The 13,313-nt window shown below is 49.3% G+C and carries 9 protein-coding genes; all 9 read right to left on the bottom strand.

The features are described from left to right. Positions 1-52: 52 nt before the first annotated feature. From tssM to tagH, 9 genes are read right to left on the bottom strand one after another with little or no spacing between them, the layout of a single operon-like run. A complete protein-coding gene (tssM, locus tag Xind_RS14315; protein ID WP_047680669.1) occupies positions 53-3,670 on the bottom strand; it encodes a type VI secretion system membrane subunit TssM in 3,618 nt (1,205 codons plus the stop codon). Beyond that, entirely contained in the window at positions 3,667-5,142 is a 1,476-nt protein-coding gene (gene tssA / locus Xind_RS14310) for a type VI secretion system protein TssA (RefSeq protein ID WP_187650321.1), read from the bottom strand. Before tssA ends, tssM begins: the two co-directional genes overlap by 4 nt. Before the next feature lie 5 nt (positions 5,143-5,147). Continuing rightward, positions 5,148-5,852 (bottom strand): type VI secretion system-associated protein VasI, encoded by a 705-nt coding sequence (gene vasI / locus Xind_RS14305; protein ID WP_047680675.1) that lies wholly within the window; start codon positions 5,850-5,852, stop codon positions 5,148-5,150. After that, positions 5,849-6,688, bottom strand: coding sequence for a Fis family transcriptional regulator (locus Xind_RS14300; RefSeq protein WP_047680678.1), 840 nt, complete (start codon positions 6,686-6,688; stop codon positions 5,849-5,851). The genes vasI and Xind_RS14300 overlap by 4 nt, the downstream gene beginning before the upstream one ends. After that, on the bottom strand, positions 6,688-9,315 hold the full coding sequence (gene tssH, locus Xind_RS14295; protein WP_187650320.1) for a type VI secretion system ATPase TssH: 2,628 nt from the start codon (positions 9,313-9,315) through the stop codon (positions 6,688-6,690). Before tssH ends, Xind_RS14300 begins: the two co-directional genes overlap by 1 nt. 9 nt (positions 9,316-9,324) lie before the next feature. Beyond that, entirely contained in the window at positions 9,325-10,104 is a 780-nt protein-coding gene (gene icmH / locus Xind_RS14290; protein WP_246432563.1) for a type IVB secretion system protein IcmH/DotU, read from the bottom strand. 15 nt (positions 10,105-10,119) lie between these two features. After that, positions 10,120-11,472 carry a type VI secretion system baseplate subunit TssK gene (gene tssK, locus Xind_RS14285; protein ID WP_047680687.1) on the bottom strand — a complete coding sequence of 451 codons (1,353 nt, stop codon included), beginning with the start codon at positions 11,470-11,472 and terminating at the stop codon, positions 10,120-10,122. Between the two features lie 2 nt (positions 11,473-11,474). Continuing rightward, the gene (gene tssJ / locus Xind_RS14280; RefSeq protein ID WP_047680690.1) at positions 11,475-12,032 is read right to left on the bottom strand and encodes a type VI secretion system lipoprotein TssJ; all 558 of its coding nucleotides are present in this window, start codon (positions 12,030-12,032) and stop codon (positions 11,475-11,477) included. Continuing rightward, complete coding sequence (gene tagH, locus Xind_RS14275) at positions 12,016-13,311, bottom strand: type VI secretion system-associated FHA domain protein TagH (RefSeq protein WP_047680693.1); 1,296 nt, start codon at positions 13,309-13,311, stop codon at positions 12,016-12,018. Before tagH ends, tssJ begins: the two co-directional genes overlap by 17 nt. Positions 13,312-13,313: the final 2 nt, after the last annotated feature.

Here is a 13,313-nt window from a genome sequence, read left to right as displayed (position 1 = left end):
CTGCCCGAAGGCAGGGGGAATTTTGCTTTCAAGACTGACCCACACTTTCACCTCAATAGAGGGTGTCCGGCAGTTTGAACTGGCTGAACAACCCACCGGCAAACGGATTGTCCGATTCATCCACGTAGATGCGGTAGGTCACCTCACCCCCCTCTACGCTAAAGCGTACGTCGAAGGAACCCGGTTGAACGTTGGTCAGCTTGCCGCTGTTAATCAACCGTAATTGCGCCCACGGCCCCACATAGCTGACAGAACGCGGTGCCTGGTTGCTTCTGTCCGGCATCAGAGTCAGCTTACTTTCTGTACCCGCACGCATGGTGTTCGGCCATATCAGACGCGCAACATTACTGCGGCCGTGGGTATAATCCACCAACTGACCATCAAGGTTCAGCAGAGCTCGGCGTTTGTTGCCGGTCAGATTCACTGGCTCAATGGCAAACTGGGTTCCCAATCCGTTTTGTGGTGAGAAGAAAGTGGTGCGAATGCGGTTCGCATTCTCCAATTGTTTCAACACGTCAGGGCGGATCAATTCACGACCATCCGTACCCGTAGTGAGGTTGTTCGCCACAAACGGTTTCAGGCTCTGCTTGTAGAAAGTATCCAGTGTGCCGTCTGGCCGGAAGAAGCGCTCAAATTCGCTTAACGGTACTTCTTCTTTAGCATCTGGATTGAACGGGTAACGGCCAGCCAGATAGGTGTTGTACTGTTTGACGACAGTATTTTGCCATTCCACTTCCAGTGAGCGTACCGCCTCCATCATCACCACACGCCACGCCTGATTAGCTAGCTCCCCAACCCAACGATCCAATGGCTCAGGCAGATTTTTCGCCATTTGCTGTACTTCAAAAATCGCATCACTGTTGTTCTTATCCAAACGCATCTGAACTGCTTGCAGTGCCGCTTTACCGGGAGTTGGTGAATTCTGGATAGCCAGCAGATAACGATGCAATGCCATCAATTTCTGGTAGACGCTTTGCAATGTACTGCCCTTATCACCATGCTCAATCAATACACCGGTTTCCTGTGCAAAACCACGGCTGATATCTGTCAATAAGCTGTAATCCTTCTTCTCCAACAACGCATTTCTTTCCGTGTTGCCCAATGAGCTGTCGATCATCGGCGGATTGGTGTTATCGCTCAGGATTTGTAACGCCCGTTTGATCGGCTGTTCACCACTAATCACCTGTTCAATCGCACTGATAGCCTGTGGCAAATCCTCAAAATCACGGACTTCGAGGTTGTTCATTGCTGCCCGCCATGTTGCGGTGTAATCTGCCAGATACAGTTCAGTGATTTCACTCTCGATCCTTTCTCGATCTGCTTTACTGTAATTGTCCTTACGCTGTGACGGCTCCGACTCTTTGTATTGTTCTTTATTCTTCGATAAGTTCAGCACCCAACTATCCATCTCGGTCAGCTCTACCAACTTATCACTCTGCTGGACGAAGTAATCCATAAGGCCATGACGGGTCAGGAACTGAGGTATCACCAACCGTTTTTCGTTACTGGCGACAAACACGCTGTCAAAACTTGGGCCAATCTGATCACGCAGATTGATAGGCGCTGACAGAGTATCCTGAGCCTTGATACGCAGGTTCTGATAAACCCGTTGTTTGACGGAGAGCGTACTCAGTTCCTGCTGAGCCTGTCGGATTGGTTTCGCAAACGGAACGAAGCTATCAATGGCCTCCCTATCGCCTGCATCACGTTTCTCTTTCCATTTAGAAAGATCCAACGCGTAATTCAGGTGGGTCAGCAGGGCATCCTGCACATCACGCTGGCCATAGAACGCTTTACTCCAGCGCTCACGCATATACTGTGCCACCAACCCTTTATTACGTTTACTCTCATCTTCCATCATGCGCATGACACGCAGAATTTCGAGTTTTTCCTCACTGCCTGTCGGTGCCTTATTCAGGTCATCCAACAGAACACGCATCAGGGATGGCAGGAAATGCTGCTCCAGCAGATTCAGATACGTGTTTTCCACTTTCTTCCCTACACGGCTGCCCTGATACAACCCCATATCCGTCAGGAAAGATTTGTTCTCATAATAGTTGCCGTAAGCCAGTGTTGCGTCACGGATCGGGTTCAGCAATGGTAGTTGGAGACTACCGTAGTTGTCATCGCCTTTCGGAGCAGGTACAGAGAGGAATTTTTTCGCCTCTGCCAGTACCTCTTCCCCGGCCCGATAGTTTTTCTGGTAGAAGTAATGCCAGCCCCCCCACATTGTCAGTATGACCAGTGCACTAACCGTGGAGAAGGTGTACAACTGGCGGCGATTGCGACTCAGCCAGATACGGTTTTCTGCCGCCAGATTCGGTTCTGCCAGCAATACGTCTTCAAACAGGGATTGAGTGAAGTATGGCAAAGTGTCACCCGTCGGCCATGTCGGAAACGCCTGCGTACCGAGGTGATACTGCGCCGAGGCCGATTGAGTAAATATATCGTCCATCTGTCCCACCTGATGGGCGGAAGTCAGGTAAACTCCGCGCAGCTTCGGACGATGGTTTTCGTCGTTGTACAGGATGTCTTCCAGCATCTGCACGATATAACTGTGCAGGCCCTGAATCTGACGGGTGAAACTGAACAATGCGCTGCGCTGGTTGGCATCAACACTGTTCAGCATCATGTCCGGCATTGCACCGTTCAGGTTGTTCATCCACTGTTGCCAGAATTGTTCCAGCTCACTGCGCCATGCTTTTTCATCACGGCTGCTAAGGTGATTGTTGAGACTGAAAGTCACACCGAGGATCTGATCACGCTGTTTGCGATCCAGTGACTGGTACATTGCCTCAAAGCCGTGCAACAGGTCAATCTTGGTCATTACCAGATAGAGCGGCAACTGACTGTGGAAAGTCAGACGGATTTCTTGCAAACGTTGGTGGATTTCCCGTACGTAACGATCCCGTTGTTCGCGGTTATCCGTCAGTAAACGCAAGGTATCTACGGTCAGAATAATCCCGTTAAGCGGCTGACGCTGGCGGTTTTCCGATAACCAGTTCAGCAGGGCTTCCCACAAGCGACTGTTGATCTGCGGTTTGTCACTGTTCAGCGGAATAGGCTGGTCAATCAGACGGCCTCTGGGGTCAATGATGACGGCTTTTTCCCCCAACCAGCAACGCAGCAACAGAGGGATTTCCCCGTCCTGACGCAGATATTCTGGTGCAGCAATTTCAGACAGTTTGTAACCTTCCTTAATCAGGGAGGTTTTACCGCTCTGTTGGCTACCGATCACCATGTACCACGGACGTTCATACAGGTAGTTGTAAGAATCCAGGTGGCGCTGTAACTGAGATTTCCAGTGATCAAGGTAACGGTCTTGGTATTCAATATCTACACGTACCGGATCAACCACTTTCAGTTCAACGTCAAGGTTCAGTTTTTCAAGCTGACGCAAGCGACGCCATGCTTTCATGCCGATCCAACCTAGCACAGCCATAATGATAATGGCCGTCGCCAACCAACGGGCAGCAAGGCTTTCCAGCGGGTAATCTTCACGTATTTTCCATTCCGGTCCCCACCACCAGACCGCTATCAGAAGCAGACAGGGAATAAGCGCCAGAATAAGTGCTGTTGTTGCCTTAAGGCGTGGCATGGATTTAAATTTCCCTAGCGCCGGCAAAACCGATTTCAATTGAGAGATTGATGACAAAGAGGGCCATTTCATGGGTTAACGCTCCTGTTTGAAGCAGTATCCTTATCAAGCGAAGGGATTTTTTCAGCCAGTAAAGTTAGCAAGCCGGGTTCCCATTGAGTCAATAACATGTGTTGTCCAGTGTGTAACAAATTCCGGTAATGTTGCTGTGCCAGTGCCGTCATGCCGGCTTCTTCAAGAAGTTGAGCATTGAGCAACTGACCATAGAATTGATCACGGGGTTCCGTGAGTTGTTGCTGGTGCTCTTCCAGCATCTTTAGGGCGGCTTCCAGCCCTTGTTGCTGGAAACATTGCCAGATAGCCTCCTGATCAGCGGACATCGAACCGCCTCCGGTTGATGCAGTCGGTTCAGGTGCCAGCCAATTCAGGGTCTCTGTAGAAATGAACGGACTCATATCGGAAAAATTTAAGGTTTTTAATATGGGTAACCGTTCTAAAAACGCATTCAGTTCGTTACGAATGGCCTGTGCAACATTTTTATAGCCCAGTTGTAACGCTGCCTGAGCTGCAATGGCGTGCCCATCCAGCCAGTAAGGTGCAAGCGTCAGGCTCTGCTCAATCTGAGTCAGCAGCTTGTTATCCGCTGTTGGCAACCTTGACAAATAATCAGCAGTGCGATCAGCAGAAGTTGGTGCCAACGGTGTTTTGCCCGTGGTATTCGCCATGGGTGCCGTCGTGATGGTATGCCAGACGGCATGTCGGCGCAGACAATAACCGATAGGTGATTCTGGATATCGTTCACAAAGCAAATCAGAAACCGTCATCAGAGTCTGCTTCCACGCTTTTTCGCTGGAGCTATTGACGTCCACTTCCGGCATCGGTGCAATTTCATTTACCGGATGTGAATCTGTCTGATGTGAACCTGTCTGATATGAATGTGCTCCAGTCTCCGCTTTGGGTGCCGTTGATACCGCAGAAACAGGCTGTAATGGTGCTGTGTCTGTTTCTGGCTGACGGTTATAACGGGTACGCAGTTGATCAATTTCTTTTGCCAGATCAGGTTCACTGGCGTGCCAGCACTGTGCAAGATGAGCTAATACTCCTTGAGCATCATTCCGTTGATTTTTGCTGGATTGCTCTGTAAAGACTGTCTGAGCAGAATCAAATCGTTTGATCACCTGCTGTGCAAGACGGCGCTTTAACAACGGCTTGCTTGGCCATGCTTTTTCCCAGTAGTTTTTCACGTATTCAGTCAGCAGCTCCATCGCCAAGAGCAATTCAGCAGGATGCCCTGCGTGTTGCAGCGTTCGCAGCAAGTGCACCATCAACCGAAAATCTTTGCTGGTTTCGCTGAAAAGTTGCAGAGCCTGTCGCTGGATTTCTCCAATATCCAGCGAGCCATGCGATAGCGAGCCGAATTTAATCATTTCACCATCAATAAATTCCCATGCGGGCTCATTGTCATCCAGAGCTTTGCCAATTTGTTCGTCGGACAGTGGGGCCAGCAGGGAGCCGAACCAGTCGAATTGTGTTCTGATATCCATGTCGATTACCAACGACAGGCTTCGCGCAATGGTTTCGCGGCCTGCTCCAACTGAGAAATGTTAAAGGTTATCTGGCTACCTTGATTTGGTGTGATAGTCATCTGGTCGCTGCCCATTAAGCGTTTGATTTCATCAATCCCCGGCAAGCCACGGCTGGATTCCCATAAGTAACCACGTTCCCGCAGGAACCATTCGGTTTTAAACTGGGTTTTGTTTGTCATGATAGTGACCTCCCCCGACTCTGCCGGTTTAGGCAGAGCTACCTGCAAACGGGTGATGCGATCAATACAGCTCAACATCAAGACAGGACGCGGTGGCGGAACCCCGATTGCAGGGGTAGTCAGGACTATCCGGGTTGTACCGTTTTCCCCCTGCGTGACGATGAAACCAGTGGAATAATCGGTACGTTGCATTTCCTGCTCCATCGCTTGCCGCCACAAAGGTCCCATGTTTTCCAGTGTCACTGGCAAGGCATTGACCTTAAGGTTATCCAACTCCTTGTCATAACATGCCAGCCGGATAAGAGGAGATGGCTCGAAACGGCATTGTTGCAGTGCATCTAATTGTTTTTCCTGTTGTACAACCACTTCTTGTACAACCACTTCCTGTGGCTTGGACTCTGCGATTTCTTTTTCCCCTGCCATTTCCGCAAGTTTGGGATCGCCTGCCAATGACGCAAGTAATGAACTGATAATTAAAACAATATTCATAATCTACACCCGTATTTTGCCAGTTTGTAAACCAACGTGCGCTGAGCAATGCCCAGACTTTGAGCAATCAGTCTGGTGTCATTGCCGTACTGACGCTGACGTTGAACCAACACGGCACTTTCAAATTCTTCTATGGCCTTTGGCAGATTATCGATGTGACTGTAATCCACGGAGATACTGCCTGCCCTTGAGTTTTTCGATTCACTCAGGGAGGCAAGCAGTTCATCCAATTGTTTTTCTTTTTGGCGCTGGACCTGAAATACCTGACGGATCTGGCGTAACTGCCCACGCAGTTGTTCAAGCTCCTGCAACTTTTTCAGACGGTGCTGCATAACATGGCAATAGATGCCGAACATGTTTTCATTGTTGGTAAAATGGCTGACATTTTCGGCAAAAATGGCAATCACACCGCAAGCTTGTTCGTTGTGGTCAAACAGAGGAATACCATACAACCCGCAGTTATGCGGCAGCTCTGCAATGAATGTGCGGAAGTGAATATCGTCAATACGTGCCCCGTGGTTAAGGGAATCCCATAACGTTGGGGTTCCCTTACGCAACACTTGTATCAATGGGTTATTAACATCATCAATATCCACATGCAGCTTGCGAGAGTTGGTTTGCTGATGTTCTGGTAAGTTCAGATCTGGCAGACTAATGTTTGGCAGATTGATGTTTGGCAAATTACAGCATTCCAGCCTGTTTTCATTGATGTTAAGCAGGAAAACCAAAAGGGCATCAAAACGCGAGCTTTGGCTCACCAGCAAAAAATGGTCAACCAGTTGTTCAATGGTGTTATGTTCCAATAACGCTAACGCGCTTTTCAGCCTCTGTTTCATTATTCTGCCTCCTCAACCTCTGCGTGGAACTCATGCTCTGCCACGGTTAACCGAATGGCACTGATTGGGGTGCCTGTTGCCATTTTCTGCAATAGCAATAGTGAAACCGGTGGCAACAGTGCGCCATCAATGATGGATTCCAGCATACGGGCACCGTTTTCCGCACGGGTAGCGCGTTGCAGGATCTCTTCTGCCACATCATCGCTGATGGTGACTTCCGCGTTGAAGCGCTGTGACAACAGGTTGTCCAGTCTGTCCAACTTGGCCCGAATGATAGTCTTCAGCGTTTCATGGCCAAGCGGCAAGTAAGGGATCACTTCCATACGAGCCAGCAGGGCAGGTTTGAAGAATGCCGCCAGTTCCGGGTAAAGCTGATCATTGATCTGCTCTGGTTGCTCGGCGTAATCAACAATGGTTTGGTAACCCAGATTGGAGGTCAGGAAGAACACAACGTTTTTACAGTCGATGATACGGCCTTCACCATCTGCCAGTTCACCTTTATCGAATGCCTGATAGAACAGATTCAAGACATCAGGGTGAGCTTTTTCCACTTCATCCAACAAGACAACGGAATAAGGTTTCTGACGGATAGCTTCGGTCAACACGCCGCCTTCTCCGTATCCCACATAACCCGGAGGAGAACCGATCAGACGTGAAACCGTGTGTTTCTCCTGAAACTCAGACATATTGATTGTCGTGAGGTACTGACGGCCACCAAACATCAGTTCGGCAAGTTGCAATACTGTTTCGGTTTTGCCGACACCACTTGGCCCTACCAACAGGAATGCTCCCAGAGGACGCCCCGGACGACGCAGATCAGCACGCGCGGTCAACAGGTGTTTATGCAGGTATTGAATAGCAATCTCCTGCCCTTTGATGCTTTGGCCCAAATGGATAGGTAATTCAGTCACAATTGATAATTCGCTCTGTGACAGACGGTTCAACGGAACCCCTGTCCATTCCGCGATAACAGCGGCAATCTGGGTTTTGTCCACATGCGGAGAAACCAGTGTTTGTTGCTGCTGAAGTTCAGCCAATTGTGCGTTGAGTTGAGCCAGTTTTTCGATCAAAGCTGGTTCATCGGCGGGTTCTGTCGCAGGTTTTTCTGCTTCATCACCAGATAACAGTTGGCGGCGCAATTCGATGATCTGCTTCACCAGTTCTTGCTGTTGCTGCCAATGGCTTTCCAGTGTGGTCAGTTGTTCCTGGATCTCTTGTTGCTGGTTTTGCAGCTCTTCCAGTCTTTCTGCATGTTCGTTCAGCCCCATCCGTTGTTCTCTTTCCAGCACATCGATTTCCATCTGCATTTGATGAAGTTCGGTCGTCAGGGAAGAAATCTGACGCGGTGGCGATGTCAGGTTAATCGCTACGCGGGCGCAAGCGGTATCCAGAACATCAATCGCTTTATCTGGCAATTGACGACCAGAGAGATAACGGTCACTTAATATGGCTGATGCTTTCAGTGCTTCATCGTCGATCAGAACACCATGTGCCTGCTCGTAGATGGCTCTCAGGCCACGCATAATGATGGTTGCTTCTGCTGCACTAGGCTCAGAGACTTTCACCAACTGAAAACGACGAGACAATGCCGCATCTTTCTCAAAGTATTTTTTGTACTCGCCCCATGTCGTTGCAGCAATGGTTTTCAGTTCACCACGCGCCAGTGCAGGTTTCAGTAGGTTGGAGATATCCAGCCCGCCGGCCTGATTACCTGCCCCAATCAAGGTATGGGCTTCATCGATAAACAGGATGATCGGTACAGATGATTGATGGATTTCAGTCATGATGCCTTTGAAACGTTTTTCAAACTCACCTTTGACTGCGGCCCCTGCCTGCAACGCACCGAGATCCAGAGTCAGCAATTCGCTGTTGCGCAGTTTATCCGGTACACGATCATTGATAATCCGCAGCGCCAAACCTTCAATCAGGGCACTTTTACCTACACCCGCCTCACCCACAACGATGGGATTGTTTTTACGGCGGCGGCAAAGAATGTCGATCATCAGGTCAATTTCATTATCACGGCACAGTACCGGATCGAGTTTGCCCTGACGCGCCTGCTCAGTCATGTTCTGGGTAAAACGCGCCAACAGGCTGTCACTGTTTGCCGGGTGTACACCTTGCCCCTCTTTATCGCTGACACTGAAAGGCTGTTCGGCAGAACCATTTGTCCATTCAGTAAAGTTCTGGCGCAGCAGTTCACGGTTAATGCCCGCCAGCAGACGCGCAGACTGCGGAGCCAGATAGCGCAGAGGGCTAAACAACAGGGCAATCAGCATTACGCCACTGCGCAGTTCGGTATGCTGCATCTCAGTAGAAGCCAGCAGCCAGCTATCCTGTAACCATTCCACCAGCATTGGAGAAAAGTTCGGATAAGTTTGTACAATCGCCTGATGATGTGTGACCACCTGATCGAGTTGCTCTTTCAGCAGATCTTTATCGACGTCTGCTTTATTAAGGATCAAACGCACATCACTGAGTGGTGTATCGATCATTTGAAGCAGTAGCTGAGCAACCGTGATCTCAGGTTGCTGCTGACTGACGCAGGATGCCGCCGCCGCTTCCAGTGCATGACGGGTCATCGGATTTAAACGGTTTACAAGAGTGGGCAGATCAATCTGAATCATGGCGACTTCCTATCTTAATAAGTTATTTAGCTGCTTTAATATGTCTTGAGTCTGATCACCGAGGCGGATGGCATAAAAACTATAAATCGCAATCAGCAGACCGACGCTTATCACAAGCAGGTGTTTGATTTTCAAACGCCTGCTCAGGCGATAGCGTGTATCTTGCTCGTTGATATTGACATACAGCGTAGTCGGCGGTACTTCTCCACGCAGTGAGTGAAGCTGTTGCTGCAAGCGGCGGAACAAGCGATCAAAGTCATCATTTTTCTGGGTACTGACTTTGTAACGTCCGCGATAACCAAGACAGAGGCAGAGGTAAATGAACTCCAGCAGATGCTGGTAGCGCTGAGCCTCTCCCATCAGGCGTTCGAGCAACACAAAGACTTTCTCACCGCCCCAAGTTTCATTGTGGAAGTGCACCAACAGTGATTGCTTCAACCATCCATTCTGGCTGTTCCAACCGTGCCCCAATGCGGTTTCATCAATGAAGGTACACAGTACGTAACGGAATGAAACAATCGCACCGGGTTCATAACCTTTAGTTTGCAGAAGCTGCTCAATAGCGCGAATGTCAGTAACAACCTGTTGGTAAAGCTTATCTGGCAGTGCCTGATCACTCATGTCCTGCAAACGCAGTACCATCCCCAGTAAAGGCGTGGCTGCGTCGATCATCGGGTTAAGGCTTTCACCACGTAACGGTAGCTGGTACTGGCGCTGAAACGTTCTCAGCGTTTCAGCCTGTTTTTCAAATTTTTCCAGTGACGGACTGTCAACATTGATATCACTCATGACTAATCCTCATAACTAATCCTTACCGCCCCTGATAGCCCAGAGCTGCATATCTAAGTCAGGGAAATCCCCTGATACGTGGAACGCGATGGAATTGCCCTGCTGGATCTCTTTCCATGCCGGACTCTTCTGATCCAGACGGAAATAGGTATATCCAGAGTGATATGGCAACTGACGAGGTGCTGCGGACAACGCAATCAGTGGTACGCCGGGCAACTGGACGCTGACCAGATCACGGATACGTTCCATAGACGTGACTTTGGTTTGCTGTACGAACTGACGACGCAACTGTTCCTGTGGTGTGCTGGCACTGATAGCCAGAACAAATTCGGCTTTGCGCAACAAGTCGTTGTCGTGGAGTGTTGCGACACGAATGCCCCCTTCGTTCTGTTTCAGGGCAATTGATGTTGCACGTGGTGTCAGAACAACGTTCAGTGCATCGCGGATGGCGTGCATGGCGTCTTGGAAAGTATCTGTCAGATTATTGTGGTCATAGGCCAGAATATTTCCCGGCAGACGGCTTGCGTCCGTGAAGGTTCTCAGTTCACCACAGGTTTGGATCAATTGGGTATACAGATGCAACGGGTGCAGGACGGTTTGTTTAGCATAATGATTGAACAAAGGTTGAACGCGGTTCAACAGTTGAAGCATCATGAATTCTGCCACATCTGCAACCCCCTGCTGACCTGGAGAACCGATGCGTTTCGCCAATGTTCTTGAACGTTCTGTCAGTAACCCGTCAATTTCCACCATGAAGCGCTTTAGTTTATCAGCGACAAAAATGGACAGGCAGGTTGGGATAAATTCGTTATCCAAAACGATTGTGCCATCTTTCTGCTTTTCTTTAATGCGGCACAGCGGAATGGCAGTGTAGGCACTCATATCTTCAGAACCCTGCATCAATACCGGAGTCAATTGAGCAAGATTAAGAATGGAGGAATCACCGCCTTTAGTATGCAGGTCACGAATATCGCTCGGCAATTCGCGATAACGTACCGCGCTTTGAATCTCAGCATCCCGATCAGCCACTTCACGAATGGTATCGCTGGACATCGGTAATGCCAGATAGACGTCTTTACTTTTCAGATCATTGATATTTTCAATATCCAGCGGTTTTGGCAGCAGATCCTGACTCGGTGCTGAAAATACCGTACCGTCCGGCATGATACCGCTGGCTTCGGTGATACCGATGCGTCCTAGTTTGAGCAAATCATCATTGATACTCACGGAGCTGAAACCATGACCGTACGCTGTTAACACGGAGACAAGACTATGAGCCAGATAATCATTGTGTTTTTGTTGTTGTTGGAAATGTTGTGGCTTGATGAATAATCCTTCGTGCCAAATCACCCGATTTTTTCCTGGCATGATTACTCTTCCTCCTCTTTTCTAAGTTCGACGTCGTTATTTCTGACATGCACCAAAATGTTGTAATGGCGACCCATGTCTTTTACCCGGATGATCTTTTTCCATTCAGACTGATTGACGCCTGCATAATGAACGATGACACCGATGTAACGGTTCTTCTTTTCCAATGTGATTGTTTCCAGCGGCTTATATTGCCCCGGTAACAGGGTGTAATCCTGATGATCGATGTAGTTTTTCCCCAGTGCTTTTTCGAGCTTGTCACTTTCAAGCTGGTCATAGTCGGCAGCCAGAAAACGCGAATCTTCACTGAGATAAACCAGATTCATCTCAACAGGCGCTGGTTCACCACTTTCATTGGGGTTGATATCGGGTTCAGCCAGCAATGTGATGTTGGCGATTGAGGCTTGTTCACTCGGCCTTCCCACAGGAGTGGAAGGGTCCCAAATGACCTGCCCAACTTTTTTAGTGGCGTTCCATGCGCTGCTACAGCCGTTCAGTAACATCACTGACAGTAATAAGATCCCTGTGGTCCATATGCGCTGACTACCGGAACGTTTCATCACTGGTGTCCTCTAAGCCCTGACGCAGTGCGCGGTCATAAGCCTGCTCGTACACCTCGCGGAATAACTTTTCAAACCCCTGCTGGCGGCTGGAAGCTAATTCGCGGTAATAGTTGGTGTACATTTCCCACGCCCAGGACGCATCTTTGTTCCTGACCTCATTACTACGGCGATAATGTGAAAATCTGCGGAGTAATTGTTCAGGGGAAAAGGCTTCCAGCATGGTATCCAACGCCGCGGAAATCGCTGTCCGGTTGGCCTGATAATGCAGTTGCAGATTATGCAAGCTTTCTGCTACAGCAGCGGGTGCTGACAGGTGTACCGGACTTTTCTGCTCGGAAAACATCACCTGCATGGTGGTGTCGTAATCCATATTCAGACGTAGTGGGTTATCCTCAATAGGACGAAGCTGTTTATCACGTAATCCGTGCTGTTCACGCTGGAGCGCTAATAGCCCTTCGATTGCCGCTTTCATGGTCTTACCCATCTCTTGCAGAAAATCGTTGGCCTGCTGTGTGTCATGCAGAGGCAACTGCGTATCCAGCCCACGCATCAAAGGGGTAATGGCGACATGATCAACATCCATATCTTCGTACTGCCGCTCGGAAGCGATATCCGGTAAGTCAAGAAACTCCTGATCCATAACACTGCCTCGGTTATCAGAAATAGGGTTAGCAAATGGGGGGGATTGATAATGATCCGGCGGCAAAAGCTGCTCCGTATCATCGGCTTCAACCTGTGGTTGCAACGTAGTCAGACTCTCACTATCAAGTACTCTGAGAGGATCATCGCTGAAACGGTGCATGACGGTTGGCGCAATACTGTCATCTCTGGCAAACGCGGATTTTTGCAGCGATACACCTTCCATCATGGCATCCAGCGGATTTCTGTAACTGGAAACCAGCGCCTCCGGTGATACTGTCGAAGGATCAACCTGATCCGATTCAGAAAAACTGATGTGGATCTTGATGGACAAGTTACCCGCTTTAATCTGATCTCCCTGTTGCAAACGGATCAGACCGGATTGCGGTGTTAATGGGGCATTATTTATCTGTACCGGCTCAGCAAGCACTTGCAGGCAGAATGAACCATCACGCCATTGAATGGAGAATTGTGACGGCTGGATATTGCCCTGGCTGTCCTGAACAGACCACAAGTGACTTTCACTGCTGCCGACCGTACCGCCCTGTGTCGAAAACTGGTAACTGGCGGCTCGACCACTCTCTAGTTGCTCACTGTTGAGCACCCGCAATGAAAGCGTTGGTTGATATTTTTCCATAG

The sequence above is a fragment of the Xenorhabdus indica genome, assembly GCF_014467235.1.
GTDB classification, from domain to species: Bacteria; Pseudomonadota; Gammaproteobacteria; order Enterobacterales; family Enterobacteriaceae; genus Xenorhabdus; species Xenorhabdus indica.
The sequence above is the reverse complement of the archived record's forward strand: the minus strand, read 5'-3'. Positions and strand labels throughout refer to the sequence as shown.

Coding starts and splice junctions, on each gene's coding strand:
- tssM (WP_047680669.1), bottom strand. CDS start 3,670: ATGAAATGGCCCTCTTTGTCATCAATCTCTCAATTGAAATCGGTTTTG.
- tssA (WP_187650321.1), bottom strand. CDS start 5,142: ATGGATATCAGAACACAATTCGACTGGTTCGGCTCCCTGCTGGCCCCA.
- vasI (WP_047680675.1), bottom strand. CDS start 5,852: ATGAATATTGTTTTAATTATCAGTTCATTACTTGCGTCATTGGCAGGC.
- Xind_RS14300 (WP_047680678.1), bottom strand. CDS start 6,688: ATGAAACAGAGGCTGAAAAGCGCGTTAGCGTTATTGGAACATAACACC.
- tssH (WP_187650320.1), bottom strand. CDS start 9,315: ATGATTCAGATTGATCTGCCCACTCTTGTAAACCGTTTAAATCCGATG.
- icmH (WP_246432563.1), bottom strand. CDS start 10,104: ATGAGTGATATCAATGTTGACAGTCCGTCACTGGAAAAATTTGAAAAA.
- tssK (WP_047680687.1), bottom strand. CDS start 11,472: ATGCCAGGAAAAAATCGGGTGATTTGGCACGAAGGATTATTCATCAAG.
- tssJ (WP_047680690.1), bottom strand. CDS start 12,032: ATGAAACGTTCCGGTAGTCAGCGCATATGGACCACAGGGATCTTATTA.
- tagH (WP_047680693.1), bottom strand. CDS start 13,311: ATGGAAAAATATCAACCAACGCTTTCATTGCGGGTGCTCAACAGTGAG.